Annotated in this window: 24 protein-coding genes; 11 read left to right on the forward strand and 13 right to left on the reverse strand. The window is 57.4% G+C overall.

Annotation, left to right across the window (positions count from 1 at the left end):
• Positions 1-7 precede the first annotated feature (7 nt).
• The 12 genes from MDG893_RS06085 to MDG893_RS06140 form a co-directional block, all read right to left on the reverse strand.
• Positions 8-943, reverse strand: a complete 936-nt coding sequence (locus MDG893_RS06085) for an acetaldehyde dehydrogenase (acetylating) (protein WP_007152418.1) — start codon at positions 941-943, stop codon at positions 8-10.
• 23 nt (positions 944-966) lie between these two features.
• Complete coding sequence (gene dmpE / locus MDG893_RS06090) at positions 967-1,752, reverse strand: 2-oxopent-4-enoate hydratase (RefSeq protein ID WP_007152860.1); 786 nt, start codon at positions 1,750-1,752, stop codon at positions 967-969.
• A complete protein-coding gene (locus MDG893_RS06095) occupies positions 1,752-2,624 on the reverse strand; it encodes an alpha/beta fold hydrolase (protein ID WP_007152861.1) in 873 nt (290 codons plus the stop codon). Before MDG893_RS06095 ends, dmpE begins: the two co-directional genes overlap by 1 nt.
• A gap of 7 nt (positions 2,625-2,631) precedes the next feature.
• The gene (locus MDG893_RS06100) at positions 2,632-4,092 is read right to left on the reverse strand and encodes a 2-hydroxymuconic semialdehyde dehydrogenase (protein WP_007152862.1); all 1,461 of its coding nucleotides are present in this window, start codon (positions 4,090-4,092) and stop codon (positions 2,632-2,634) included.
• A 31-nt stretch (positions 4,093-4,123) separates the two neighbouring features.
• Positions 4,124-5,047, reverse strand: coding sequence for a catechol 2,3-dioxygenase (locus MDG893_RS06105; protein ID WP_007152863.1), 924 nt, complete (start codon positions 5,045-5,047; stop codon positions 4,124-4,126).
• A gap of 5 nt (positions 5,048-5,052) precedes the next feature.
• Entirely contained in the window at positions 5,053-5,385 is a 333-nt protein-coding gene (locus MDG893_RS06110) for a 2Fe-2S iron-sulfur cluster-binding protein (protein WP_007152864.1), read from the reverse strand.
• A 13-nt stretch (positions 5,386-5,398) separates the two neighbouring features.
• Positions 5,399-6,460 (reverse strand): NADH:ubiquinone reductase (Na(+)-transporting) subunit F, encoded by a 1,062-nt coding sequence (locus MDG893_RS06115; RefSeq protein ID WP_007152865.1) that lies wholly within the window; start codon positions 6,458-6,460, stop codon positions 5,399-5,401.
• A gap of 10 nt (positions 6,461-6,470) precedes the next feature.
• The gene (locus MDG893_RS06120) at positions 6,471-6,830 is read right to left on the reverse strand and encodes a phenol hydroxylase subunit P4 (protein ID WP_007152866.1); all 360 of its coding nucleotides are present in this window, start codon (positions 6,828-6,830) and stop codon (positions 6,471-6,473) included.
• A 66-nt stretch (positions 6,831-6,896) separates the two neighbouring features.
• Positions 6,897-8,444 (reverse strand): aromatic/alkene/methane monooxygenase hydroxylase/oxygenase subunit alpha, encoded by a 1,548-nt coding sequence (locus tag MDG893_RS06125; protein WP_007152867.1) that lies wholly within the window; start codon positions 8,442-8,444, stop codon positions 6,897-6,899.
• A gap of 14 nt (positions 8,445-8,458) precedes the next feature.
• On the reverse strand, positions 8,459-8,728 hold the full coding sequence (locus MDG893_RS06130) for an MmoB/DmpM family protein (RefSeq protein ID WP_007152868.1): 270 nt from the start codon (positions 8,726-8,728) through the stop codon (positions 8,459-8,461).
• Complete coding sequence (locus MDG893_RS06135; RefSeq protein ID WP_007152869.1) at positions 8,725-9,726, reverse strand: aromatic/alkene monooxygenase hydroxylase subunit beta; 1,002 nt, start codon at positions 9,724-9,726, stop codon at positions 8,725-8,727. The genes MDG893_RS06130 and MDG893_RS06135 overlap by 4 nt, the downstream gene beginning before the upstream one ends.
• A 49-nt stretch (positions 9,727-9,775) precedes the next feature.
• Positions 9,776-10,027, reverse strand: coding sequence for a phenol hydroxylase subunit (locus tag MDG893_RS06140; protein WP_007152870.1), 252 nt, complete (start codon positions 10,025-10,027; stop codon positions 9,776-9,778).
• A 383-nt stretch (positions 10,028-10,410) separates the two neighbouring features.
• Here MDG893_RS06140 and MDG893_RS06145 point away from each other — a divergent pair, with 383 nt between their 5' ends.
• From MDG893_RS06145 to MDG893_RS06170, 6 genes are all read left to right on the forward strand, one after another.
• Positions 10,411-12,117, forward strand: coding sequence for a sigma-54-dependent Fis family transcriptional regulator (locus MDG893_RS06145; protein WP_007152871.1), 1,707 nt, complete (start codon positions 10,411-10,413; stop codon positions 12,115-12,117).
• Between the two features lie 259 nt (positions 12,118-12,376).
• Positions 12,377-13,366 carry a WD40/YVTN/BNR-like repeat-containing protein gene (locus MDG893_RS06150; protein ID WP_007152872.1) on the forward strand — a complete coding sequence of 330 codons (990 nt, stop codon included), beginning with the start codon at positions 12,377-12,379 and terminating at the stop codon, positions 13,364-13,366.
• Positions 13,367-13,377: 11 nt separating this feature from the next.
• A complete protein-coding gene (locus MDG893_RS06155; protein ID WP_007152873.1) occupies positions 13,378-15,843 on the forward strand; it encodes an efflux RND transporter permease subunit in 2,466 nt (821 codons plus the stop codon).
• A 43-nt stretch (positions 15,844-15,886) separates the two neighbouring features.
• The gene (locus MDG893_RS06160) at positions 15,887-17,788 is read left to right on the forward strand and encodes a DUF1302 family protein (RefSeq protein WP_007152874.1); all 1,902 of its coding nucleotides are present in this window, start codon (positions 15,887-15,889) and stop codon (positions 17,786-17,788) included.
• Between the two features lie 15 nt (positions 17,789-17,803).
• The gene (locus tag MDG893_RS06165) at positions 17,804-19,132 is read left to right on the forward strand and encodes a DUF1329 domain-containing protein (RefSeq protein ID WP_007152875.1); all 1,329 of its coding nucleotides are present in this window, start codon (positions 17,804-17,806) and stop codon (positions 19,130-19,132) included.
• 63 nt (positions 19,133-19,195) lie between these two features.
• Positions 19,196-20,767 (forward strand): methyl-accepting chemotaxis protein, encoded by a 1,572-nt coding sequence (locus MDG893_RS06170; RefSeq protein WP_007152876.1) that lies wholly within the window; start codon positions 19,196-19,198, stop codon positions 20,765-20,767.
• 67 nt (positions 20,768-20,834) lie between these two features.
• Here MDG893_RS06170 and MDG893_RS06175 read toward each other — a convergent pair whose 3' ends face one another.
• Positions 20,835-21,947, reverse strand: coding sequence for an S-(hydroxymethyl)glutathione dehydrogenase/class III alcohol dehydrogenase (locus tag MDG893_RS06175; RefSeq protein ID WP_007152877.1), 1,113 nt, complete (start codon positions 21,945-21,947; stop codon positions 20,835-20,837).
• An 89-nt stretch (positions 21,948-22,036) separates the two neighbouring features.
• On the opposite strand from MDG893_RS06175, the gene MDG893_RS06180 reads away from it, so the two are divergent.
• The 5 genes from MDG893_RS06180 (at position 22,037) to MDG893_RS06200 (ending at position 26,551) form a co-directional block, all read left to right on the forward strand.
• Positions 22,037-22,624: a TetR/AcrR family transcriptional regulator gene (locus tag MDG893_RS06180; RefSeq protein ID WP_007152878.1), complete on the forward strand. Its 588-nt coding sequence runs from the start codon at positions 22,037-22,039 to the stop codon at positions 22,622-22,624.
• Between the two features lie 75 nt (positions 22,625-22,699).
• Positions 22,700-23,821: an alkene reductase gene (locus MDG893_RS06185; protein WP_007152879.1), complete on the forward strand. Its 1,122-nt coding sequence runs from the start codon at positions 22,700-22,702 to the stop codon at positions 23,819-23,821.
• Positions 23,822-23,852: 31 nt separating this feature from the next.
• Positions 23,853-24,602: an SDR family oxidoreductase gene (locus tag MDG893_RS06190; RefSeq protein ID WP_007152880.1), complete on the forward strand. Its 750-nt coding sequence runs from the start codon at positions 23,853-23,855 to the stop codon at positions 24,600-24,602.
• A gap of 110 nt (positions 24,603-24,712) precedes the next feature.
• Positions 24,713-26,035 (forward strand): DASH family cryptochrome, encoded by a 1,323-nt coding sequence (locus tag MDG893_RS06195; RefSeq protein WP_007152881.1) that lies wholly within the window; start codon positions 24,713-24,715, stop codon positions 26,033-26,035.
• Between the two features lie 36 nt (positions 26,036-26,071).
• Positions 26,072-26,551, forward strand: coding sequence for a DUF6231 family protein (locus tag MDG893_RS06200; protein WP_007152882.1), 480 nt, complete (start codon positions 26,072-26,074; stop codon positions 26,549-26,551).

Below are 26,551 nucleotides of genomic sequence, written 5' to 3' on the forward strand. Positions count from 1 at the left end.
ACCCTCCTCAGTTGACCAACGATTCAGCAATACGCTCGGCGGTGCCGAGGGCGGCGGAGGTCATGATGTCCAGGTTGCCGGCGTAGGCCGGCAGGTAATGGGCGGCGCCCTCCACTTCCAGGAAGATGGAGGTCTTCAGGCCGCTGAAGCGGCCCAGGCCCGGGACGTTCATGGGCTGATCTTCAGGAATGTCGTCAAACTGCACGGTCTGCTTGAGCCGGTAGCCCGGCACGTAGCTATTGACGGCCTTGACCATCTCTTCAACGGAGGCTTCCACTTCGGCCTTGTCTGCGGCATCCGAAAGCACGTAAACGGTATCTCGCATCAGCAATGGCGGCTCCGCAGGGTTCAGGATGATGATGGCCTTGCCCTTGCCGGCACCACCGACCACTTCAATCGCTTTGGAGGTGGTTTCGGTGAACTCGTCGATATTGGCGCGGGTACCGGGGCCGGCGGACTTAGAAGAGATAGAGGCGACGATTTCGGCGTAGTGGGCCTTGGCCACTCGCGATACCGCCGCCACCATGGGAATGGTGGCCTGGCCACCACAGGTGACCATGTTGACGTTGCCCTCGGCCAGATGTTCCTCCAGGTTCACCACCGGCACGCAGTAGGGGCCGATGGCCGCCGGGGTCAGGTCCACCACACGGATATCGGGCTTGTGTTCCCGCAGCAGTTTGTCATTGTGAACATGGGCGCCGGCGGAGGTGGCGTCGAACACCACCTGGATATCGGCGAACTCGGGCATTTTCACCAGACCTTCCACACCTTCGGCGGTGGTGGCCACGCCCATGCGGGCGGCACGGGCCAGGCCGTCGGATTCGGGATCAATCCCCACCATCACCCCCATCTCGATGTGTTCGGCGGCGCGCAGGATCTTGATCATCAGGTCGGTACCGATGTTGCCCGAGCCGATGATGGCGGCTTTGATTTTGTTGCTCATGATGTTGTCCTCTTCAATCCGGGTCAGGCGAAGCGCACGGAAGCGCTGCCGATACCACCGATATCCACGCGCATGTAATCACCGGCCTTGACCGGTTCCAGCGGCACCAGGGAGCCGGACAGGATGACCTCACCGGCTTTCAGGGTGATGCCAAACTCGCCCAGCGTGTTAGCCAGCCAGGTCACGCAGTTCACCGGGGAACCCAGGGCCGCAGCGCCGGCCCCGGCGCTCAGCACGCTGCCGTTCTTTTCCACCACCATGCCGCAGGTCACGAGATCGACCTTGCGGGGAGAAACCGCCTGATCGCCCAACACAAACAGGCCGCAGGAGGCGTTGTCCGCTACGGTGTCCTGGATGGCGATCCTCCAGTCCTGGATGCGGGAATCGACAATCTCGAAACAGGGCATCACACACTCGGTGGCAGCGAGTACATCGGCATTGGTTACCCCGGGGCCGCTCAGATCTTTTTTCAGGATGAAAGCAATTTCGCCCTCGGCACGGGGCGCAATCAGCCGGTCGCTGATGGGCATGACTTCGCCACTGTTGAACACCATGTCGTCGGTCAGGTAACCGAAATCAGGCTGGTGCACGTTCAGCATGTTCTGCACCGCCTTGCTGGTGACACCGATCTTCTTGCCGATGATGGAGGCGCCATCCGCCAGGCGGCGTTCCAGCATGCGCAGGGAAATGTGGTAGGCGTCGTTAATGGTGATGTCTTCGCCGCGGGCGGTCAGCGGTGCGACCGCCTCCCGGCTCAGCATGGCCTGGTAGAGCTCATCACCAAAGGCCTGGATGCGTGTCTGTTCCATTACTCTGCTCCTGAAGCCGCTTGATCGGCCTCGGTCAGGAAATCGTTCACCAGCCGGGCGAACCGGCTGGCATGTTCAATCTGGGTCCAATGGCCGCAACGGCCGAATACATGCAACTGGGCCCGGTCGATCAGTTCCGACAGTTGCAGTGAGGCCTCCAGCGGTATCACCTCATCCTCGCGACCGTGAAGAATCAGGGTTTCGTGTGGCAACGCACGGATGTCTTTCTCCTCGCTGGCCAGGTTGTCGACCCAACGCTGACGGGGGGCCGGGAACATGGCAGAGAAGGATTCCTGGAAACCGGGACGGATGCTGGCCTGATACCGCATCTCCGCCAGTTCCTCGGTAAGCAAACCTTTGTTAAAGGCAAACACATCCATCAGGCGGCGCATGTTTTCAAGGGAAGGCTCGTAGCCCCAGACTTCATTCAGTCCTTCAGTGATTGGAAAGCTGACGCCGACAGAGCCCATCAGGACCAGGCGGCGAACCCTCTCCGGGTACTCGATGGCCAACGCCAGTGCCAGGCCGCCACCGAAAGAGTTGCCGACCAGATCCACCTGTTGCAGATCCAGCGCATCCAATACACCGATGGCATGGGCCACCCAGCGCTCCCGATTGTAGGTGTTGTCTTCCGGACGTTGGGTATATCCAAAGCCAAGCATGTCCGGAGCCACCACACGACGGTTTTTTGCCAGCTCCGGAATCACCAGGCGCCAGTTGGCCCAGGCGGTCACGCCGGGGCCAGAGCCGTGGATCATCATTACCGGGACACCACTCTGAGAACGGACATCACCATGGTCGTGCACGTTGGTGCGGTAGCCTGCAGCGGTTATCTCACGCCCGATTTCCGGGCTGTTTTCAGGTGCGGTCATGGTCAGCTCACAATTTCACACAAATGTTTTTCATCTCGGTGTAGAACTCCAGGGAGTGCACACCACCCTCACGACCAATACCGGACTGTTTGCTGCCACCGAATGGCGTGCGCAAGTCCCGCAAGAACCAGCTGTTGACCCAGATAATGCCGGCTTCGATCTGGCCCGCGACCCGGTGGGCGCGGGTAATGTTCTCGCTCCAGATCGCTGATGCCAGCCCGTATGGGAGGCTGTTGGCCAACTCGATGGCTTCTTCTTCGTTATCGAATGGGCACAAGTGGACACAGGGGCCGAAGATTTCATCGGTAATCACCGCCGAATCTTCCGGCAAACCCGTCCAGATGGTGGGCTGAACCCAGGCACCACCAGCCAGAGCTTCCGGCATCTCCGGTACACCACCACCAGTAACCAACGTGGCACCGTCATCAACGGCTTTCTGGTAATAGGACAGTACCTTTTCCCGGTGTTTGAGGCTGACGAGAGGCCCCATATCCGCCTCAATATCATCCGGAGGGCCAATCTTTATGCCTTCCGCGGCTTCTTTGAGTCGGCCAACGAACTCGTCGAAGATGGAACGCTCCACGTAAACCCGCTCTGTTCCCAGGCAAACCTGGCCACAGTTGGCGAAGGCTGAGCGCATGGTGCCCTCGATCGCCTTGTCCATATCGCAGTCGGCGAACACCAGGCCGGCGTTCTTGCCACCCAGCTCCAGGGAGATATCCCGAATGCCCTTGGCGGCGGCCTTCATGATGACTTCACCGGTGCCGGTTTCGCCGGTAAAGGTGAAGCCATCCACCATCGGATGCTCGGTGAGGAAAGCCCCGGCGGAATCCCCACCGAAGCCGTGAACCACATTGAACACCCCGTCTGGTACGCCCGCGTCTTTCATTACGTCGCCCAGCAGGGCGGTGGTGGTGGGGGTTTCCTCGGAAGGCTTGACCACCACAGTATTGCCACAGGCCAGGGCAGGCCCGACTTTCCAGGTCATCAACAGCAAAGGCAGGTTCCAGGGACTGATCACACCAATCACGCCCTTGGGCCGGCGTACGGCGTAGTTCAGTGCGCCGGTGCCGTCCGGCGTTGGCATTTCGAAGGATTCCGTGGGCACGTTCTTGATCATGTCCGCGAACACTTTGAAGTTGGCTGCGCCCCGGGGAATATCGATGTGGCTCGCCAGGGATCTGGGCTTGCCGGTATCCAGGCATTCCGCTTCCAGGAACTCTTCAAACCGTGCGTTGATGCCGTCGGCTACCTTGTGCAGGATGCCGGTGCGTTCCTCCAGCGTCATCTTTCCCCAAGGGCCACGCAGAGCCGATTTCGCGGCCTTGACGGCAGCATCCACCTCCTCCCGGCCAGCTTCGTGAACCTTGCTGATCACCTGGCCGTTGGCCGGGTTAACGTTGTCAAAAAGCTTGCCGCTGGCCGAGCCAACGTACTGCCCGTTGATGTAGTGTTTAATGTCTTTCATTGCTGCTTATTCCCGTAAAGCCAGTGTTGGGTTAGGTCAGTACCGTCAGGAACCGTTCATTCAGTACCCGGTCGTGGTAGAAAATCGCTTTACCAAGATCTTCCGCTTTCCAAGTGATCGGTTTGTGGTCCGGGTAGGTGTAGTCGCCACCACAGAACACTTCGTTGCGGTTGCCGGACGGATCGAAGAAGTAGATGGTTTTGCCGTGGGTCAGGCCGTGACGGGTCGGGCCGATATCAATCGAGGTATCGGTCATGGAGATCAGATCGGCGGCGCGCAGAACGTCTTCCCAGGTTTCCAGGAAAAACGACGCGTGATGGAACTTACCCGGCTCTTCATGATGAATGAAGGCAATGTCGTGCTCCTTCATGGAGACGGTCAGGAACTGGGCGACGCGGGTACCTTCCGGGTCCAGAACCTGCTCCGCCAGGTGGAAGCCCAATACATTGACAAAAATGTCGTAGGTCGCGGCCAGTTCCGGACCGTAGAACAGGCAGTGGTCAAAACGAACCGCCTTCATACCCTCGAGACCCCGTGGCCAGGCCTCCGGATTAACCTCGGTGACGCCCCATTTTCCGGTGTAGAGTTTGTCGGCATACAGCTCGAACGCATGGCCAGAAGGCACACTGAAACGAACCCGGCGACCACAGTCTTTCAAGTCACCCTCGGGGATCTGCTCGACATCCACGCCAAACGCCACCAAGTCTTTCTGGAGCTGAACCAGAGTGGCCTCATCAACCACCTTGAAACCCATGAAGTCGCAGCCCGGCTCGTCTGCCTCGCGCAGAACCACGGAGAACTTGTCCACTTCGGACCAAGCCTTCAGATACACCCGCCCCTCGTCGTCGCGGTCGGTTTCGATCAGACCCATCAGGTCTGTGTAGTGTTTAACGGCTTCGTCTATATCGAGAACACGGATCTGGACGTGGCCGGGACGCATTACACCTTTTTTCATGACAGTTACCTCAACGCTGTTGTTTTTGTCTGCTTGCTTGCGAGACCGGACTGCGATGGCCGGCACTCGATGGTCAAATCCGTCAGGGGATACACCCGGCAGGCCAGGACTTCCTTTTTTTCCAGAGCTTCCGGCGGAACATGAACCTTGCTCATCTTTCCGCACTCAAACTCTCCTGCCAGAACCTGGATCTTGCAGTAACCACAGCCGCCGCCCCGGCAACCCACGGGCACACACTTCATGCCCCGTTGCTCCATGGCCTTCAGCACACTCTGGCCGGCCTCACACTCAAAAGATTCGCCGCTGTACTGCTCGGTTATCCGGTAGATCTGCGCCATGCGTCACCCCCAGTCAGATCTTCTTGAACAGGGCCGAGCGCTGGGTTTCTTCCGCGCCATCCGCCGCTGTCAGGAACTTCTCCATGAAGATGTCCCGCTCAAAAAGCCGGCCCTGCATCAAGGAGGTGATCGCGGCATCAATCATTGGCGGTGGACCACACAGGTAAGCCTTGTTGCCGGCGAAACGACCATCAAAATGCGCCTTGGCCGCTTCATGCACATAGCCACGGAAGCCCTGCCAACCGTCATCGTCCTCGGCCTGGCTCAGAGCCGGCACGTAGGTGAAGTTGTCGTGATCACGATCAAGGCCTTCAAACAACTCACGGTTGTACAGTTCAGCGACATTGCGAGCGCCCTGGAACAGCACAACCCTGCGTTCGTCGTTCTGCTCAAGCAGATCCAGAATCATGGATTGCGGGCTGGACAGCCCTGACCCGCCAGCGATGAAGATCAGATCGCCCGGCTGGGAGCTGCGTACGAAAAACTGGCCGTAAGGCCCGGACAGGTGCAGTTCATCGCCCGCTTTCAGTTGCTCATGGATGTAAGTGGTTGCTGCGCCGCCCTCAACCATGCGCACATGCAGTTCCACTTCGTCGGTCTTGCTGGGTTGGTTAGCCAGGGAGAACGCGCGAGGGCCATCAACGCCCGGCACATCGATATTGATGTATTGGCCAGCCTGGAACGTCATAGGACGGTCCAGCTTCAGGTGGATTCCCTTGATGGTCGGAGACAGCTCGACGATGTCGCTCACTGTCGCGGTATAATCCTCAACCGGATAGCCCTCGAAATCCGGGTCGACATCGATATCGGCTTCGATCGTGACGTCACTTTCAACGGTCGCGCAGCAGGCCAGTACCTTGCCTTCGTCCCGCTCGACATCCATCAGGGCGAAAGGCGAGGCATCGCCGATTTCTACATCGCCTTCGAGGACCTGAACCTTACAGGTGGCGCAGGTGCCATGGCCGCAAGCGAACGGCAACCAGACACCCTGGCGCAGGGCGGCGGCGAGGATGGTCTGGCCATCTTCCACATCAATCTGCTCGCCAATGGGCTCGATAGTAACGGTGTGACTCATAGCGCTACCCTCAGAATCCGGCGCCGGCAAGGCCATTAAGGCCCGGCGTGGTTACCGTCAGCATGCTCTTGTGATCAATGCCGTTGTCTTTGAGGCTGGCATTGACATCCGGTGTGAACGGCTCGTCATTCAGCAGCCATTGCGCTCCGAGAAAGTCCGCTTTCGCGGCATCCGGATGGGGCGCTGTGGCCGGCTTCAGAATCTCTTCAACCATGGTCCCGAAGGTCATGTCCGGTTTAACCAGCAGGGCAAACGGAGAGCAGAACATCAGATGATTCGGCCAGAGCACATACAGCAACTGCATGCCATTGAAGTTCTCGACCTTATCCCGTGGTTCAAACTTGTAGTCGTATAAAGCATTAACACTCATGGTGGTCACCTTGTTGTTTTTTAGGGTGAATCACCCGGCGCCAGATAACACCGGGTGATCTCCGTATCAGGCTGCGTCCCGTTTGGCCCTTTCAGTCTTGTCATCAGACGACTTGCCCTTGATGGAGAGCCAGCGCTTGTGGTCCGGCGAGCCGACATACTCGAAATTGTCTTCGCCGATGTTGATGTGATAGTACTTCTGGACCACTGTCTCCACGTCACCGCCTTCACAGTTGCCCTGGTAGATCTGGTGTACCGGCAACCACGCCTGAACGTACTTCTCAGGCTCGTGCTTGAAGATGTCGCAGCAGGCTTCGGAGCAGAAGTGGTAACGCTCACCTTCGTACTTCATCTGACGGTGGCTGAGCTTGGTAGGCTCCCCCATCTCGGTAAACAGCGTTGGTACCTGGCATACCTGGCACAGTTGCGGCAGGGTGTTGTTGTAGAAGCGACGACCTTCGGCATGCTCTTTGGCCCAATGCTCGTAGCGCGGGCGGTAGTACTTGTCGAAAGTCTCCGGATACTTCTCGGACATCCAGTCCATTTCATCCTTGCCGGGAATCCAGGTATGGAAGTTGGTGGCCTGGCTGTACTGGTAGAACGTGCCCCAGAGTTGATGGCTGATGTGATGCTTGGCATCGTTGGCCACATCCTGATATTTGGGCGGGCGGATGCCGTAGCGTTCAAGGTCCTTGAACAGAGCGCCACCGTTTTGCTCGTAGTACACCTCCCAGGCTTCGGACCAGGACATGACCTTGTTCGGCAGCATATAGTCCATCATCATGCTGACCAGGCTCAGCAGGCGGAAGCCGCGCCAGAACCACTTGTCGATCCAGCGCTGAACGATGGGCACGTTGTCCTCGTGCTGTTCGAGGATGAACTTGATCACCTCAAGGCCCAGGGTCATGTGCCGTGCTTCGTCAGACTGCGCCGAGAAACCAAAAGTGACAGTAGCCATGTCGCCGTTGTATGCGGCGCCGGACATGAACGGAACGAACAAAAGGTTAGTCAGCACATACTCGAATGAGAACGAAATTGCGGTCAGAAACTCGAACGGTCCGGCCGAACGGGCATCATCGAAGAACGACTTGGGTACCGACAGGAACCATACCCGGTCATGCATATACGCAGCATCGTGCAGGCCGTTAAAGTGCTTGTTATAGTGGCTCATGGCGTGTTGCTGAGTCTGTGAATGTCGCAACTCATCAATAGCCTGCATCTGGCACGCCACCCGCGCACCGGCACCGCTAAACTGGCGCCCCACTTTGGCATACCCCTGAAAAGCCGCGTGTTCCAGGGGCGAAACACCAGTCAGAAACAGCTTCAGCGCGTTCACATAGCGGGCATCTGAAATGTTCTGGTGGCCGTTGTTCTGGGCAAAGGCATCGAAAATGGCGTACAGCTTTTTCTCTTTTTCGGCCTGGTACTTCCAGTAAGCGTCCATGGTCAGGCGGAACGGATCTTCCCATTGGGACCAATCGGTAATCTTGATACCTTCAAAATCCTCGTCCGGGAAAATGTCCTTCTTCTTTTGATAGGTTGGCTCCCAAGCCATATCCCGGGTCAGGTACTGGTATTTGTCCTTGAGATTCAGCTTCTTGCTTTTAACAGCCATGATAAGTCTCCCAATTAGGTCCACTGAAGAATGAAGTGGTCGTCGTCTTCGTCGACATTGCCGCCGATACTGATCACGTCGATGAGCATTTCCTGAACATCCCATTCGCGACCAAGCTTCTCTTCCATCGTTTCCCGGTTGATCACCAGACGTTTCTCCGCCTGGATCCGGATCATTGCCGGCTGATGTTGAATTTCCGCTTCCGGATTATCCTCAGCGATGGCCTCCACCAGGTAGCGGGCGTTGTCGTTGTCCTGAAAGGCAATAAATACGAGCTGGCTCATGCGGATACTCCCTGGCTCTGAAGCTGAAATTTCTTGAGGCGGGTGGAGAGTTGCGCCCGGATTTCATCCAGGGCCTCAATGCCGGTACTGGCCTCGGCCAAGGGTTTGAGGGCGTTGTATGCCTGCGGCTCCCACTGGTCGACCCAGGCCTGGACCTGTTCAAGGTTGGCCTCGCTTTCCGCAACCACAACCTTGATCATGGCGTTGGTCCAGCGCAGGGATTCCTTATACCAGTCACGCATGAATTCAGTGAGCATGGAGACATCCTCAGCGTCCTGCTCACCCAGCCATTGATCCATCTTTTCGTACACCAACGGGAACAACAGGCCATCCATCAACACGTTCTGAACCAAAGTCAACTCGAACCAGTCGTCCACCACCAGGGTGTCTTCCACCAGTTTGCGCATGGGCTGCCACAGGTCGTCATCGATCCAGTAGCCCTTTGATTCATCCAGAGCAGCACCGGTACTGCCATCCAGCATCAGCGCAATACGAGACAGGTACTGACCGATGCCCAGGCGATCCATCGCGGTATAGATGTGCATTTGCGAGACCGTCGTCGCGTTGACATCGCCCGCGATCTTGCTGTTATTCATGTTGGCGCCGAGCTCTACGTGGCGCAGAGGTACCAGCAGTCTCAGGATCTGTTTCTGGGTTGCTTCAGGAAGGCGAGTCAGCAGGTTGCGCTTTTCGCAAAACCCGAAACTGGTCTCCGCCGCCTCCTGCATCTTGGCCCGGTTACCGACATAGGCGCCGTAGTAGAACTGGCGGGGATCGGTGACGGCGTACCAGTCTTCCATGCGGATCGCCGTACGTGTGGGATCGTTCAGCGTATGTTTTGAATCCCACAGCGGGCGGTAGTGAAAGTTGGTTTTGGCTTCCAGGTCATAGCTGGCTTCCTGGTAACGGGAGGCCGGCTTGTCGCCGAAGCGACGGGCGATGTGCCCATATGTCTGGCGGATGGGCTCCACCGAATTGGTTTTGATCTCAATGCTCATATCAACTTACCGTTTTGTTGTTTTGAGTGGATGATCGATGTGATGACGTTCAGCGGCGACCCTTCTCGCCGAAGCGCCACTTGACCATGTCCGCGTCAATCTCGCGGATCATGTCAGAATCCATGTGAACGACATTGTTGTGCTTGCAGAAGATCTCGAACGCTTCGCGCGGAAGGACGAGCTCAACAAACAGCTCGGGATGGCCGATGGCAAAATCGAACTCTACGAATCTGTCCTCTGGCCCGCTTCGGACCCGGATGTAACGGGTCAGCTCGTCGAAGCTTTTTGCATGCTCAGTCATCGTTGGCACCCTTGTGTTTGTTATGGGTTGCCATGGCTGGAGCAACGGCTGTGCCAAGCATCGAAACCAGCCTTTAATAAAAATCCAGGCTACTGTTTTAAAAGACTTTATAAAGAGAATCGGGCGCTGAAGCAGCTTGAATTTTCGAAGGGGAGATTAGGAAGCCAGACGTATTTTTTCACCATTTGATCAACATGAAATCTTGATCTGAGCAAATGCTCAGATCACCGGCCGACAGCGACTCTCGCCTGAAATTTCATCATTTGATTGATTTTTGCCAAGGATAGGGTGTTATATGAAAAGAAGGCGGCGCCCGGCTGCCTTCGCACTGGACGACCTTTCCAGCGTGCGACCCCATACAATTACAAACGGGGCTCCTGAGCATGGCTATTACCTACAAACCACAATTACAATACTTGGATTTTCAGGATCTTACGGAGCAGATCCGATTCCAGAGCACGGAAGGCAAAATCTGGTTTGGCGAGCAGCGTATGCTACTGATGCAAGTCAGTGCCATGGCCGCCTTTCGACGTGAAATGGTGAATACCATGGGCATTGAGCGCGCGAAGGGCTTTCTACTCCGCTTGGGGTACCAGTCCGGACTGAAAGACGCCGAACTGGCGCGAAAGCTCCGCCCGCAATGCAGTGAACTCGACATCTTTCTCGCCGGTCCTCAACTGCATTCGCTCAAGGGCATGGTCAAAGTCGTGCCCATGGAGATCGATATTGATCACGATTCCGGCAGCTTCTATGGCGAACTGGAATGGGTGGATTCGTTTGAAGTGGATATTTGCCAGACAGAACTCGGACAGATGGATGAACCAGCCTGCTGGTCACTGCTCGGATACGCCTGCGCCTATACCTCTTCCTTTATGGGCCGTGAGATCATTTTTCGCGAGGTCAGTTGCCGTGGTTGCGGCGACGAAAAGTGCATGATTGTGGGCAAACCTGCTGAGGAATGGGAGGATGCCGCCGAGTTTTCCCAATACTTTAAAGCAGACACCATTATTGAAGAACTGTATGACCTCCAGAGCCAGGTAAGCTCTTTACGCAGTAGCCTCGAAAAACAGGAGGGGCAGTATTACGGCATTGGTCAATCCGCCTCCTACAACAAAGTCTGCAAAATGATCGACAAAGCCGCTCTGGGCAAGGTGTCGGTTTTATTGCTCGGCGAAACAGGCGTTGGCAAGGAAGTGATTGCCCGCAGCGTTCACCTTCGCAGCGAACGAGCCGAACAGCCCTTTATCGCGGTCAATTGCGCCGCTATTCCCCCTGACCTGATCGAAGCGGAGCTGTTCGGCGTGGAAAAAGGCGCCTACACCGGTGCCAACCAGTCCCGGCCAGGCCGATTTGAGCGAGCCAACACTGGCACCATTTTTCTAGACGAGGTGGTTGAGCTCACACCTCGGGCGCAGGCCACCCTACTGCGTGTGCTGCAGGAAGGGGAACTGGAGCGAGTGGGTGACAACCGCACAAGAGCTGTCGATGTCAGGGTTATTGCAGCTACCAACGAAAGCCTGGAAAAAGCCGTGGAAGATGGTCGCTTCCGCTCCGATCTGTTTTACCGGCTCAATGTGTTTCCGGTGAAAATTCCACCACTCAGGCAACGCCTGGAAGACCTGCCACTACTGGCCGAGCATTTCCTCAATAAGTTCCATTCCGAGTACAACAAACGCACGCTCGGGCTCTCCGACAAAGCACTTGAACTCTGCCTGCATTACCATTGGCCGGGAAACATCCGGGAACTTGAAAACGTCATTGAGCGTGGTGTCATACTGACCGACAACAACGAGTCCATCAGCCGCGAATCTCTGTTTGCAGGTATTCCCGAGCCACAGCCTAACCAGCCCCAGGGCGTTGTAGACAGCCACGGACAACTTGTTGAAAAGACATCTGAAACCTCCAGAGGTGACTGGGCCAGCCAGATACTGGGCAACGGTATCAGCCTGGACGATGTCGAGGAAACGCTGATGCGACGTGCCATGGAAGAGGCCAACCAGAATGTTTCCGGCGCGGCGCGCATTCTTGGGCTGACCCGTCCCGCCCTCGCGTACCGGCTCAAGAAGTCCGGCATTCTCGCCGAAAGCTGACCTACGCCCGTCTTAGTCAGGACAGGGAGGTCCATGGGTTGTTTTTTGGTTTGACGATATCGATAAACGCTCCATCTGTTTCATCATTTGATAAAAATCAATCCTCTTAATTGTTCCACCAGGCTTCATCCGAACTCTCCAGATCATCCATTTTTATAATCAAATACATGTAGTTAGATGCATTAAATCGTGTATGGCACACACGTTGCTAAATCACCGTCAGTCGCGTTATCCACAAAAATAAAGACGGTGACATAAAATGCGAAATGCCCACCTGCGCACATGGCGCACTACCGGTACAACCGTATGGTTGGCCGGATTGTCTTCGGTTCTGTTAACAGGTTGCGAAGCGCCCCTGGATCTTGACGCAGTTCGAGACCAGGCCGGGCAGGCCATTAAACGGACCGATTTCTATCAAGCCATGGCTCGCAATGAAGAGGTTGTCGTGCTGACTGGCAACAACGGTGTTGTGTTAGTCAGCTCAGATAATGGAGAAAGTTGGAGCCGGCGGACGCCAACGTCAGAAAGCTTCCTGGCATTAGATGTATGCCCTGACAACAGCTTCATTGCACTGACGTTTGACAACAAGATCTGGCATGGCAACGCCAACGGAGACAACTGGACCGCGCACTCCCTGCCCAGCCAGGAACAGATGATGACCGCCGCCTGCGCCCCGGACGGCAACTGGTGGGCAGCTGGTGCCTTCACCACCATACAGGGCAGCACCGACCAGGGTGAGACCTGGACTGAGACTTCACTCAACGAAGACGCCATCCTCAACAACCTCCAGTTCATCGATGCCGACCATGCTTTCATAACCGGTGAGTATGGCCTGGTACTCAAAACCACGGACGGCGGAGAGAACTGGGACTATGCCGGCTACCTTCCGGATGAGTTTTACGCCCATTCCAGCTATTTCCGTTCAGACAATGAAGGTTGGGTTGGCGGCCTGAACGGTTTCATCTACCACACCGCCGACGGCGGAGAGAACTGGGAGAAATCCCCCACCGGCATCAACGCCCCGATATTCGGTTTCGTTGCCGGCCCTTCAGGGTTATACGCCCTGGCGGATAACGCCACCGTATTGCAGCAGACGGGGCGATCCTGGCAGAAGATCTCCGCGTCCGACCAACCCCTGTATTTGCGTACCGGCCTGATTCTCCCCGACCACCGACTACTCGCCGCTGGTGGCCGTGGCCTGCTGCTGAACCTTGAAACTCCCGTGGCCCACTCGGCCAGCACTGACTGAGGAACTCCGCCATGCCTGGACTGCATCGATTCACCCATCTCCTGCATTCGCTGGAGCTATGGATCTTCAACAACCCGCGCAAGGTATTGAGCGTGATCGCCATCCTCACACTGGCGTTCGCCCTGCGTATCCCCGGGCTGAAAATCTACACTGACTTCGCCGACCTGTTGCCGCAGCAACACCCCTACATCGAACTGCACAACAGCATCAAGGACAGCTTCGGCGGCGCCAACGTTCTTACGGTGGGTGTCGAATTCGAAGATGGCAACATTTTTACCAACGAGAATCTCGCCAAGATCGACCGAATCACCCAGGCCGTGGACAACCTGCCTGGGGTGAATCACAACCTTGTGTCCAGCGTGACTCACCGGAATTCCCGCAAGATCTGGCTGACGGAAGTCGGCAGCATCAACTCGGAACCCTACTACGACTCCACCTCCGGCGAGTACTCACGGGATGCACTGGCTGCCATGAAAGCCGATGTGGCGGCCAACCCACGGGTGTACGGCCCCCTTGTGTCTCCAGATATGAAAATGGCCCTGGTCAAGGCACAACTGATTGAGGGCAAGCTGGATTACGAAAAGACGTTTGCTCAGTTACAACAGCTGCGTGAAGCGGAGGAAAGTGCGGGAGTCAGGATCTACGCCACGGGACAGCCAGTTCTGGTGGGGTGGGCCTACACGTACATGGAACAGATCCTCCAGATATTCATTTTCACCGTAATCACCATGCTGGCCTTGCTCCTGTTCCATTTCCGAAAGGCCTACGGTGTGCTGATCCCCCTGGGTGGCGTTTTGGTCTCCACGATCTGGGGGCTTGGGATCATCAGCCTGCTCGGTTACAACCTGGATCCGCTCGGGCTGGTGATCCCCTTTTTGATTGCAGCCAGGGCGATGAGCCATGGCGTACAACTTGTTGAACGCTACTACGCGGAAACCCGCGAACTAGGTAGTGGCCCCAAAGCCGCAAAAGCGACCTTTGACAGTCTTTTCCGCCCTGGTTCCCTGGGTGTTGTGTCGGATGCTATTGGCCTGTCGCTCATTGCCATCGGGTCCATTCCGTTGAATACCCATCTGGGCATCTATGCTTCCCTTTGGGCGATCACTGTTGTGTTCACGGTGCTGATCGGCGTGCCACTTCTGTTATCCATTCTGCCAACGCCCAAAGACCCGAACCTGCGCGAAACCGCCCTGCGCCATATCGGCGCCAGTTGCTCACGCACGGTTGCACGGCCAGGCGCGGCGAAAGTGGTGCTGAGTGTCGCGGCACTGGCGATGGCCGCAGGACTATTAGCGGCGTCCAACGTGCAGATTGGCGACTCGGAGCCAGGCTCTCCCATCCTGTATCCCGACCACGACTACAACGTTTCTTCCCGCGTGGTGAATGAGCGCTTCCCGGGCTCCGAGGAGCTCTACATCGTGGCGGAAACCGAAGAGAAAGGGGGCCTGAAACGTCCGGAGGTACTGGCTGCCCTTTCTGATCTGCAATCCCACATGCTGAAGGACCCGGAAGTGGGCGGCAGCAAAGGCCTGCCCGACCTCGTTAAGCAAGTTAACCGCCTGATGCACAACGACGACCCCCGTTGGTACCAGATTCCTCACGATGCGGGCTATGTCGGCGGGCTGATGTTTACCTACATGGCCTCCAGCCCGATTCCCGGGGCCCTTGATGAATTCAACGACACCGACGACCGCGTTGCCAACTTGGTGTTCTATTACAAGGACCGCCAGGGCGAGACCATCCGCCGTGCCATTCACATGGCCAAGGAATGGATCGCGGAGAACGGTGACAGCGTTGAGGGCCTGACCATCAAACTCGCGGGGGGAACCCTTGGTGTTGCCGCCGCAATGAACGAATCAGCCTTCGAGACCAATGTCATTGTTCTGCCACTGGTTTTCCTGCTGATCTTTGCCTTTGTCATGCTGTTCTACACCTCATTACACGCCGGGCTGATGATGCTGTTGGCGATGATTTTCGCAACCACTCTCACCTACGCCTATATGGGCTTTAATGCGCTCAATATCGACATCAATACCGTGCCGGTGATTGCCGTGGGTATCGGCGTCGGCATCGATTATTCCATCTACATGATGGACCGGATACGGGAAGAAATGGCCCGACTTGGCAACCTGAGGGACGCCGTCAGGCGAGCCATATCCACCACCGGCATGGCCATCAGTTTCACCGCGCTGACGTTGATGGCGGGCATCATCATGTGGGTCATTTTCTCAGACCTCCGATTCCAGTCTGATGCGGCATTGCTTCTTTGCGTCATGATCGTGATCAACGGCATCGCGGCCATGCTCCTGGTGCCGTCCTGGGTACTGGTCTTCAAGCCCCGCTTTGTTACCGATGTCTACGCCGACGAAGACGGCATTCTCCATGCTGATCGTCACCCACCAACACCATCTCCATCGTCTGTCCCCTCACGGGAACAGCAGGATGGGTTTGTGCCGGGAGAGCCGTACCGGGCCTGAGCCCGGTAGGACACTCCACTAAAACCTGTAACGAGGACATGCCATGCAAACAACAATAAAAGGCCTGAGGCTCTGGTGCTATACCCTTGCGGGAAGTGCCGGCCTGGCGCTGTTACCAATCAACTCCGCCGTCGCCCAGGAAGATACCCGGGTAAACGGCTTCTACGAGAATGCAACCTACGGCCGGGATGGCGTAGGGCTTTCAAAATTCCGCAACACACTACAGCTGGAAGCAGAGAAACGGGCTGGAGATGTCGGCATTTTCAGTAATGTCTCCGTCAACGCCACGCTCCGTGGTAGCTATGACGGTGTTTACGACCTTAATGATGACGAATACGGCCGCAATGCCGGTGGACCGGTCCGCCTGGAAAACCGGGCAGCGGGACCCAACGCCACCGTGCCCCACGGTGGCGGCCTGAAGCTGCCGAACTCCTTCAGTGAAGCGAACAACCCCAACGAAGGAATGATCGTGTTGGGTGAAAACCTGCATGATACCGACGGCGGTGTAGCCTTCGGCGTGCCGGTTCGCCCCTGTGACGAGGACGAACGAGGGTGTATCGACGGTTATTTGGACAAAGACACCAACGACATGCGATTCCAGGAGTTCAACGACCGCGCCGATTTCATCCGCGAACTCTACGTGGATTTCGATTACAACTTCTCGAACGGTAATATCCTCAGCACCCGATTGGGCAAGCAGCAAGTCATCTGGGGACGTACCGACCTTTTTCGGGTGTTGGATGTGATCAACCCGGTGGATTACTCCCGCAACAATATCTACGACGAACTGGAAGACATCCGGATTCCCATGTGGATACTCCGGACCGACTACCGCATGGGGCCAACCGAGGTGTTCGATGGTCTCGCCTTCGACGACCTTAATTTCCAGTTGGTATGGAACTTCGACAAGTTCCGCCCGCACGATATCGGCCAGTGCGGTCAGCCCAACGTTATTCTCGATGCCGGCTGCTTCTTCCGCGGCATGAACAGCCTCTGGGAAAATGGTGGCACAGTGGCCAACTTCGCAGGCGGCGAAGCGGCAACGGATTTCGGCCCCGGCCAGATCGGTATCCGCGAAGCGCACATGCCAAGCTGGAGCCTGGCGAATACCCAGGTCGGCCTCAAGATGGAAGGCGTTTATGGTGATCTGGGCTTCTCGCTCAACGCCCTGACCTATCGCTCCCAACTGCCCTCTCTTCGGGGCGGTATTCCCGCACAAAACGGCTTTACCGGTGAAACCGGTATATGGCCAAGCCTGATTGCCTTCGATATCCACTTCCCGAGGGTCAACCTGTTCGGTGGCTCCCTGGATTACTACGCCCAGAGTGTTGATACCGTCCTCAGGCTTGAAGCGGCCTATACCACCGGCGAGGAATTCGCCAATACGCTGGAGGAAGATCTCTACTCCGAGAGCGACGTGGTTCGCTACGTGGTCGGCGCTGACAAGAACATCTTCATTCCCTTCCTGAACGAACACCAGGCATTCCTGTTCTCCGGCCAGGTATTCGGTCAGCACATCCTGGATCACGAGCGCGAGCAGCGTCGGTTTGGTGAAGCCGGTATTCCCGACTGGAAAGAAAACTGGACAGGCACCCTGCTGATCAAAGGCTTCTACATGAATGGCCGCCTCAGCCCGCAGATCATCACCGCACATGATTTCCGAGCCGGGGCAACCGCGATCGCGCCGTCTGTTGAGTGGCTGGTCAGTGACAACTTCCGTGTCACGGCCGGTGCAAACATCAAGGTGGGTACCGGCGCGCGCAAATTCGATGACTGCCGTAGCTGCAACCCCTGGGATCCGTTCACCGCCACCTATCCGGGGCAACCGGCCGGGGAGTCTGCCGGCCTGGGTGGATACGAGCCGCTGGGCCGCTTCCAATCTGGCCCCATTGGAATGGCTCAGGAAGAAGACGAGCTTCAACTGACCATGCGTTACAGCTTCTGATATAGAGGAAACATCATGAAACGAGCATTCCGAAAATCCGTGTTTAATGGCCTGGTGATCGGTCTTACGGCGGGCGCCTTCTCCGCTGGCGCCTTTGCCAGTGACAAGGTCATCAACGAATCGTTCCATCCATACAAGGATCAAATGCCAAGCCACGAAGGGCTTAGCGCCGGCATGACCATCGACGAATCCAACGTGGCACAGTTCAAGGACGTGATCGATCCGGCCTTCTATACCTTCATCGAGAACGGCTGGACATCCATTGCCGTGGGAAAGACCACGTCCTTCGACCTGCACCCTGCCTATGTGGACGCAACCCGCAACGCCCTGGGTGAGGTTTCCCTGGGTGAGCAGGTCGGGGAAATTAACGGCTGGAAAGCCGGTCGCCCGTTCCCGCAGGAGCCGGATGCGGATGACCCCCGCGCCGGCGAAAAACTGGCCTGGAACTACAAGTACGGCTACAACTGGGGCGACAGTGCCGCCATCATGCCGTTCTACTGGAAGTACCGGGACATGGAATCAGCCAAGGTGGAGCGGACCATCAAATTCAACTTCCACTTCCTGAATTACAAGGGCCGAGTGATACAGGAACCCACCCCGGAAATCACGCCCAACCCGTCTGACCTGTTCCGCGCCATCTATGTACAGGTACTCGACCCAGCGGACGTCCGCAATACGCAACTTCTGATTCACCGGGCCGCCGACGACCTCAAACGTGATAACTCCTGGCTCTATTTGGGCTTCCAGCGCCGCGTGCGCCGCCTGGCCACAGGCCAGGTTACCGATGCCTTTCTCGGTTCGGACCTGATGATCGAAGACTTCGAGGGCTACAACGGCCGCATTTCCGACATGGACTGGACCTATAAGGGCACCCGTTACATGCTGATGCCGTTCTACAACCACAACGAGCTGAAGCTGGACGAAGAAACCCACAGCGACAGCAATGGTTACCAGGTGGTGGCTTTCAGTGGCAAGGGCGGCTGTTTCCCGGACATCACCTGGCAGCTCAGAAAGGTGTACGAAGTGGAGGCGAAACCGGTGGATGAAAGCCATCCGCTGTCGAAACGTATCCACTACATGGACGCCCAGACGTTCACCATTCCCCGCACCGTCGCCTATGACCGTAAGGGCAGCCTGTGGAAAACCTTCACCATCGGACAGGCCCATCCAGACCACCACCTGCCCAAGAACGAGGGTACCGGTGTATCCATTGACGACAGCTTCAGCATGATCGACGTGCAGGCCAGCCACTGCACCACCGGCCAGTTCAAGGGCCAGGTCGACCCCGAGCTGTCCCCCCCCAATATGTTCAACGTGCAGCATCTCCGCGCAACCGGCAGCTAAGCCTGGTGCTAGCCCTTGGGCCCGCTTTGGCGGGCCCCTTTTTGGTTTCGGAGGATAAGATTTATGTCCCGATATGAGCCCCTACCCGACGCCCTCCACGAAGACGACCAACTGCTGGTACTCACTGACAGCAAGGGTGCCATTACCTACGCCAGCAACGCCTTTTGCAGAACCTGCGGCTTCTCGGAACAGGAACTGAAAGCCATGTCTTTCAGCAAACTGCGGCACCCCGACATGCCCGGAGGGCCGCTGAACGACCTGTGGGAAACCATTGGCCGCGGAGAATCCTGGATGGGCATGATCCGCAACCGTAAGGCAGATGGGACCAACTGGTGGCTGGATGCCTTCGTTAGCCCGATTACCGACACGGACGGAACACTGTTGGAATACCAGGCCATTTACCGGTTACCCGATGAAGCCACCATTCGGAGAACCGAACAGGTTTACCATGCCCGCAGCCAAGGCCGGCAGCCCCTTGCCCTCAGGATTCCACGGCTGCCCCCTGCTACGCTGCAGTGGCTGGTCGCCAGCCTCTGTTTTGCCCCCGCCACAATGGCTGGAATGTTCGGCACTCCAACGCTGGCGGTCCTCTTGTTCCTTCTTGGCAGCACACTCTCCCTCGGCCTCTTCTACCAACTCAATCGCCCACTGGCGCGGCTGTTCACGCGTTGTCGAGCTGTTGTCAGCCATCCCATAAAGCAACTGGTCTACACCGGAAACGCCGGCGTCGCGGGCCAGATTGAGCTGGCTATGCGGCTGGTGGAAGTCCGGCTGAAGGTCATGGTGGCACGTATCAGCGACAGCGGCGGACAGATCGAAGACAATGTCCTGCGGGCCAACTCTCTGCTACAAGGCGGTTCCGAGGCCTGCGGTCAGCAGCAATCAGCACTCTCCTCCGTGGCGACCTCCATCGAGGAATTCACCGCTACCATTCGCGAGGTTTCGGAGAATACCCAGCAGGCTGCTGGTCTCAGTGCGCGAAACCGTGATTCCGGGGAAAACAGCGCCCGTTCTGCAGCCGCCGCGCGCGACAGTATTCTTGCCCTGGCGAGTGAGCTCGAGGAAACCAGCCAAACCGTGGAGGAACTTGATCAGAACAGCCAATCGATTGGCCGGATTCTGGATGTGATCGTCGCGATCGCTGAACAGACCAATTTGCTGGCCCTGAATGCCGCCATTGAGGCCGCCCGGGCCGGCGAAAGTGGGCGCGGTTTTGCGGTGGTTGCCGATGAAGTTCGTTCCCTGGCAAAGCGCACCCAGGAATCCACCAATGAAATCCAGCAAATGATCACTGCCTTGCAGGAAGGCTCCCGCCGGGTGGTCGAATCCATCGCACAGGGAAAACAGCAGTCCGAGAGGAGCGTGGAGCAGGTATCCGCCACCGCAGAGGCAATCCGTAATATTGTGGCGGGCATTGCCGAAAGCGACGGCCTGAACCAGCAGATTGCGGCTGCCAGTGAGCAACAGAGCCAGACCGTTTCACAACTGAACGAGGAAATTCACGACATCCATCAACTGGCCATCAAGACAAGCGAACAGCTTCAGGATACCGTCGAAGCAGGCCAGGCGGTTGGCTACCATGTGGGGCGCCAGCAGCTGTTAGTACGATACCTGGTACCTGGGCGGAGGGGCTAACCGAAATGCGCAGAAATCTGGAATGCGGGCGTCCCTGCCCGGACTTTAAGAATGGTTTTGTGCCCTATCAGAAATGAATCACCGACCGAATACTCTTCCCCTCATGCATCAACTCAAACGCCTCATTGATGTCCTCAAGGGGCATGTTGTGGGTAATAAACACGTCCAGCGGAATGTCTCCTTTTTCGGCCTTTTCGACATAACCCGGCAGTTCCGTCCGGCCCTTCACGCCACCAAACGCAGAGCCTTTCCAGACCCGGCCGGTGACCAGTTGGAACGGTCGGGTGCTGATTTCCTCACCGGCACCGGCCACGCCAATGATGATGGATTCACCCCAGCCTTTATGACAGCACTCCAGGGCTGAGCGCATCACGTTGACGTTGCCGATACACTCGAAGGAGTAGTCCACACCGCCGTCGGTCATTTCAACGATCACTTCCTGAATCGACTTGTCGTAGTCCTTGGGGTTCACTACGTCCGTGGCGCCCAGTTGTCTGGCAATATCGAATTTTCCGGGGTTGATGTCGATGGCGATGACGCGGCTGGCCTTGGCCATGGTGGCGCCGATGATGGCCGCCAGGCCGATGCCGCCGAGGCCGAAGATGGCAACCGTTGCGCCCTCTTCCACCTTCGCTGTGTTCAATACCGCACCAATGCCCGTGGTGACGCCACAGCCCAACAGACAGACTTTCTCGAGCGGTGCGTCCTTGGGAATTTTCGCCAGGGAGACCTCTGGTAGCACGGTGTATTCAGAGAAGGTGGAACAACCCATATAGTGGTAGATAGGCTCGCCCTTGTAAGAGAAGCGGGACGTGCCATCTGGCATCACGCCCTTGCCCTGGGTTTCGCGCACGGAACCACACAGGTTGGTTTTACCGGACGTACAGAACTTACATTGTCCACATTCGGCGGTGTATAGAGGGATCACGTGATCCCCCACTTCGACGGAGGTAACACCTTCCCCAACGGCTTCAACGATGCCACCGCCTTCGTGGCCCAGGATGGCCGGGAAATTCCCTTCGGAATCGGCGCCGGACAGCGTGTAGGCGTCCGTGTGACAGACACCGGTGGCAACGATACGCACCAGCACCTCCCCTTTCTGGGGTGGAGCAACGTCCACTTCCACAATTTCCAGCGGTTTGTTGGGGGCAAACGCCACCGCGGCACGGGATTTAATCACTGGCAAACTCCTTGAACATGGTTCGGAATAGAATGTCTCGGGTTTTACGGGTTTGACGCTTACTAGACGACCGGTCTAATATACCAGCCATGACATCGAACGACACCCGCAATCACATTATCCACACCGGCGCCGACCTGATTGGTCAAAAAGGCTTCGGCGCGACGGGCATCAATGCCGTGCTGACCGCCGCCGGTGTACCCAAAGGGTCGTTCTACCATTACTTTAGCAGCAAGAACGATTTCGGGTTGGCTGTCATCGACACCTTTGCGCAGGAATACGACACTAAGCTGGATCGGATTCTGAACGACCACACCCGCTCGGCGGTGGATCGGCTCAGAGCTTACTTCGACACTGGCCTGGAAACCATGACCAGCTGCGAATTCACCCGGGGCTGCCTGATTGGCAATCTTGGCCAAGAGCTGGCCGGGCAGAACGAAACCTTCCGCAGGCGCCTGGACACCGTTTTCCAGGGTTGGGAAAAACGCTTTGAGCGTTGTGTTGAAGAGGCTCGCCAGGCCGGCGATATCGATGCATCCATCGGTCCTGCCGACGTAGCCAGCTTTCTGCTTTCCGGCTGGGAAGGCGCCATTCTCAGAGCCAAGGTTCTGAAGTCTACCGAGCCCATGGAGCGGTTTGTGCGGGTCTTTTTCCGCCAATGTCTTGGTATTCACTGAACACCCACATTTTTTTCAGTCATTTCTAGTAGACTGGTCTAATTACACTCAGTTAATCCTCAAGGAGAGTGATCCATGAACAATGTAAACGACGCACTGTTTCAACCGCACGATCTCGGCACCCTCACACTGCCCAACCGCGTGCTGATGTCGCCCCTGACCCGTTCCCGCTCCCGTCAGCCTGGGGATGTGCCGAACGACATGAACGCGCAGTACTACCAGCAGCGTGCCGGCGCAGGGCTGATCATCAGCGAAGCGACCCAGGTGTCACCGCAGGGCAAGGGTTATGCCTTTACGCCAGGTATCCACTCGGAAGAGCAGATTGAGGGCTGGCGCAAGGTCACCAGCGCGGTACACATGGCCGGCGGTCGCATTCACATGCAGCTCTGGCACGTTGGCCGAATTTCCCATACGGCGCTGCAGCCAGATGGCAACCAGCCTGTGGCACCATCGGCGATCAAACCCGAGGGCGCCAAGACTTTCATCAGCGCCGACTCCGGCATGGTGGACGTGCCCGAGCCCAGAGCTCTTGAAGCCAGCGAGATGGCAGACATCGTGGAACAGTACCGCCAGGGCGCCCTGAATGCCAAAGCGGCCGGGTTTGATGGTGTTGAAGTACACGCCGCCAACGGATACCTGCTGGACCAGTTTCTCAAGAGCGGCAGCAACCACCGCAGTGATGAGTTTGGTGGCTCCGTTGAAAACCGGATGCGCCTGCCATTGATGGTGATCGAAGCCGTGATCGGCGTGTGGGGCAAGGACAATGTCGGTGTTCGGGTCAGCCCGACCGGCAGTTTCAACGCCATGTACGACGAGGACCCTGTCGAAACCTTTGGTGAATTCGCGAAACGGCTGAACGATCTGGGCATCAGCTACATCGAGGTCGTGGAAGACTCTTTCCAGGGCAACCATGCCAATGGTCGTCCGGAATCCGTCATCGATGCCATCCGGGCTGGATTCAACGGCACTTACATCGCCAACGGTGCCTACACCGCTGAAGAAGCGCGCCAGCGCATCGGCAATGGTCGCTGTGACCTGGTGACCTTTGGCCGTCCGTTTATCGCCAACCCCGATTTGCCAGAGCGCTTTCGCCAACACGCGGAGCTGAACAAATGGGATGACAGCACCTTCTACGGTGGCGATGAGCGTGGTTACACCGATTACCCAACACTGAAAGAACTCGAAATCAGTGCCTGAACAGCACTGCCACACGAAAAGGAGTCAGACCATGAGCAACACCAACGACCCAATCAATAGCAAGGTTGTGATTATTACCGGCGCCAGCAGTGGCCTGGGTGAAGCCACGGCTCGCCGCCTCGCGGCAAGGGGAGCCCGGCTGGTGCTTGCAGCCCGGCGCGAAGACCGCCTGTCCAAACTGGCGGAAGACCTGAAAGCCGAAGGTGCCGAGGCCATCTGGCAGGTCACCGACGTGACCGACCGCAATCAGGTGGAGTCCCTGGCCGCTGCAGCGAAAGAAGCCTTCGGCCGGATCGATGTGCTGATCAACAACGCCGGCCTGATGCCACTGGCACCACTGGACGCCCTGAAGGTCGATGAGTGGGACCAGATGGTGGACGTCAACATTAAAGGCGTGATGTATGGCATCGCGGCTGTGCTACCGACCATGCGGGAACAACACAGCGGGCACGTGATCAACCTGTCATCCGTCGCCGGACACAAACTGTTCCCGGGTGCCGCTGTTTACTGCGCCACCAAATACGCGGTGAAGGCGCTGTCTGAGGGCTTGCGTATGGAAGCCGGTGACGAGATCCGCAGCACTAACATCTCACCGGGCGCCATCGCGACCGAGCTCACCAGCACCATCACCGACCCGGATGCAAAACAAGCGGCAGACGAGCTCTATAAGGTAGCGATCGATTCCGACGCAGTGGCCCGGGCCATCGTTTACGCCATCGAACAGCCCGCGGACGTGGATATCAACGAAATTATCCTGCGCCCAACGGCACAAGAGCTGTAAAGTCTGAATAGCCGTAACGCCGCCATCACGATTGGCGGCCTTACGGCAATCTAACCGCCCTCAAGCAACGTAATACCCCGTGTATTTTCCGCACTCTGAGGTTCCGCACCGTGGTCAGCCTTTACTGGTTCACGCGAGACCTGCGTCTCCATGACAACGCAGCCCTTCTGGCCGCCTCAAAGTCGGACATGCTGCTCTGCGTCTACGTGGTTGACCCTCGATGGTTTGTCCCCGGCCCGTTTCAGTGCAGAGCCCTGGGCGCACATCGCTGGCGGTTTCTATGGCAAAGCCTGATCTCGCTGGAACGGGACCTTCGACCGTTGGGACAACGGCTTCACATCGCCTTTGGGAAACCGGAGCAGGTGATTCCCGACCTTGTACACGATCACAACATAAACCGAGTAATACGTTCCCGACTTCCGGGTACACGGGAAGCGGTCCAGTGGAAAAGCCTCAGAGACAAGCTGCCGCAAACGGTTTTCCAACAGTTCGAGACTCTCAGCCTGTTCACTGAAGGCTCCCTGCCGATGGATCTGTCGCACCTGCCGGACACCTTCTCCCAATTCCGGAAACAGGTGGAGAAGACCGGCAACCGGAACTCCGAACGGCTGCGAATCCGCACCCTGACAGCACTCCCCCCTGCGCCCGGATACCCACAGGACAACCGCGGGGAATGCCCGGCCATTGCCGAACCACGCCACCCTATCGGATTTAGAGGAGGGGAATCCGCAGGACTTGAACGCCTGAACGACTATCTGTTCGTCAATCACCGCATCGCCCACTATAAAGAAACCCGCAATGCACTGGACGAGGCCGACGCATCTTCCCGGCTATCGCCCTGGCTGGCGAACGGGGCTCTGTCCGCCCGGGAAGTCGCCGACACCATCAGCGACTACGAAAACCAGCATGTGAAGAATGAGTCCACTTACTGGTTGTGGTTCGAGTTATTGTGGCGGGAATATTTTTACTGGTACGCGCTAAAGCACGGCGCCAGCCTGTTCCACCGCGACGGTGTTCAACAAAAGAAACGGTCGACGTCTTTCTACCCTCACCGATTCAAGGCCTGGTGCGCCGGCAGCACCGAATATCCGCTGGTCAATGCGGCCATGAACCAGCTGCGTGAAACCGGCTACATCAGCAACCGCAGCCGCCAGATCGTCGCCAGCTGCCTGGTCAACGAGCTGGAACTGGACTGGCGCTATGGCGCCGCCTGGTTCGAGGAACAACTGGTGGATTACGATGTAGCGAGCAACTATGGCAACTGGCAGTATCAGGCTGGCGTGGGTGCCGACCCAAAGGGACCACGGCATTTCAATCTTGAGAAGCAGGCCCGCCAGTTCGATCCGGACGGCGACTTCGTCAAACGCTGGCGGGGCAATGTGGCGCAACCAGTCGGACTGCATCTGGTTGATGCCGCTGACTGGCCAGTGTGATACTGGTCATTCCATTCTGGACGGACACAGCAAACCATGACCACCCCCCACCAGGCCCTGGCCCGTATTATCGACACCTGCCAACCCGCCACACTGGTGGTTTGCGGCGAAATCGCTGGCGAGGTCGGGAACCACTGGTGCCAGCACCACAGCGAGTCGGCCATGACCACGCTGGATACCAGCACGCCCAATGACGCCTTTCCGCTGCCAGAGACCCAGGACCTGGCCCTGGTCACCAATACGCTCGAACACCTGAGCCACGACGAGGGTCAGGTTCTGCTGGGACAACTGCGCAACTACGGCACCCACCAGATCGCCGTTGTGGTGACAGACTGCCCCGGGTGGTCGTTTACGGACTTCATCGGGCTGGGCTTCCGCAGGCAGGCCGAGCTTGGCGACGAAAACAACCCACTCACGCTCTACACCTACAACATTGACAGCTACAACCACAAACGCGCCTGGAACAACCCGGACAACTGGGCCAACCCTGAGATGTGGGGCAAAGCCTGGTGGTGA

It is taken from the genome of Marinobacter algicola DG893 (assembly GCF_000170835.1).
In the GTDB taxonomy this organism is placed as follows: domain Bacteria; phylum Pseudomonadota; class Gammaproteobacteria; order Pseudomonadales; family Oleiphilaceae; genus Marinobacter; species Marinobacter algicola.

Excerpts from the sequence above, each read along its gene's own strand:
- MDG893_RS06085 (WP_007152418.1), bottom strand. The coding sequence starts at position 943 with ATGAGCAACAAAATCAAAGCCGCCATCATCGGCTCGGGCAACATCGGT.
- dmpE (WP_007152860.1), bottom strand. The coding sequence starts at position 1,752 with ATGGAACAGACACGCATCCAGGCCTTTGGTGATGAGCTCTACCAGGCC.
- MDG893_RS06095 (WP_007152861.1), bottom strand. The coding sequence starts at position 2,624 with ATGACCGCACCTGAAAACAGCCCGGAAATCGGGCGTGAGATAACCGCT.
- MDG893_RS06100 (WP_007152862.1), bottom strand. The coding sequence starts at position 4,092 with ATGAAAGACATTAAACACTACATCAACGGGCAGTACGTTGGCTCGGCC.
- MDG893_RS06105 (WP_007152863.1), bottom strand. The coding sequence starts at position 5,047 with ATGAAAAAAGGTGTAATGCGTCCCGGCCACGTCCAGATCCGTGTTCTC.
- MDG893_RS06110 (WP_007152864.1), bottom strand. The coding sequence starts at position 5,385 with ATGGCGCAGATCTACCGGATAACCGAGCAGTACAGCGGCGAATCTTTT.
- MDG893_RS06115 (WP_007152865.1), bottom strand. The coding sequence starts at position 6,460 with ATGAGTCACACCGTTACTATCGAGCCCATTGGCGAGCAGATTGATGTG.
- MDG893_RS06120 (WP_007152866.1), bottom strand. The coding sequence starts at position 6,830 with ATGAGTGTTAATGCTTTATACGACTACAAGTTTGAACCACGGGATAAG.
- MDG893_RS06125 (WP_007152867.1), bottom strand. The coding sequence starts at position 8,444 with ATGGCTGTTAAAAGCAAGAAGCTGAATCTCAAGGACAAATACCAGTAC.
- MDG893_RS06130 (WP_007152868.1), bottom strand. The coding sequence starts at position 8,728 with ATGAGCCAGCTCGTATTTATTGCCTTTCAGGACAACGACAACGCCCGC.
- MDG893_RS06135 (WP_007152869.1), bottom strand. The coding sequence starts at position 9,726 with ATGAGCATTGAGATCAAAACCAATTCGGTGGAGCCCATCCGCCAGACA.
- MDG893_RS06140 (WP_007152870.1), bottom strand. The coding sequence starts at position 10,027 with ATGACTGAGCATGCAAAAAGCTTCGACGAGCTGACCCGTTACATCCGG.
- MDG893_RS06145 (WP_007152871.1), top strand. The coding sequence starts at position 10,411 with ATGGCTATTACCTACAAACCACAATTACAATACTTGGATTTTCAGGAT.
- MDG893_RS06150 (WP_007152872.1), top strand. The coding sequence starts at position 12,377 with ATGCGAAATGCCCACCTGCGCACATGGCGCACTACCGGTACAACCGTA.
- MDG893_RS06155 (WP_007152873.1), top strand. The coding sequence starts at position 13,378 with ATGCCTGGACTGCATCGATTCACCCATCTCCTGCATTCGCTGGAGCTA.
- MDG893_RS06160 (WP_007152874.1), top strand. The coding sequence starts at position 15,887 with ATGCAAACAACAATAAAAGGCCTGAGGCTCTGGTGCTATACCCTTGCG.
- MDG893_RS06165 (WP_007152875.1), top strand. The coding sequence starts at position 17,804 with ATGAAACGAGCATTCCGAAAATCCGTGTTTAATGGCCTGGTGATCGGT.
- MDG893_RS06170 (WP_007152876.1), top strand. The coding sequence starts at position 19,196 with ATGTCCCGATATGAGCCCCTACCCGACGCCCTCCACGAAGACGACCAA.
- MDG893_RS06180 (WP_007152878.1), top strand. The coding sequence starts at position 22,037 with ATGACATCGAACGACACCCGCAATCACATTATCCACACCGGCGCCGAC.
- MDG893_RS06185 (WP_007152879.1), top strand. The coding sequence starts at position 22,700 with ATGAACAATGTAAACGACGCACTGTTTCAACCGCACGATCTCGGCACC.
- MDG893_RS06190 (WP_007152880.1), top strand. The coding sequence starts at position 23,853 with ATGAGCAACACCAACGACCCAATCAATAGCAAGGTTGTGATTATTACC.
- MDG893_RS06200 (WP_007152882.1), top strand. The coding sequence starts at position 26,072 with ATGACCACCCCCCACCAGGCCCTGGCCCGTATTATCGACACCTGCCAA.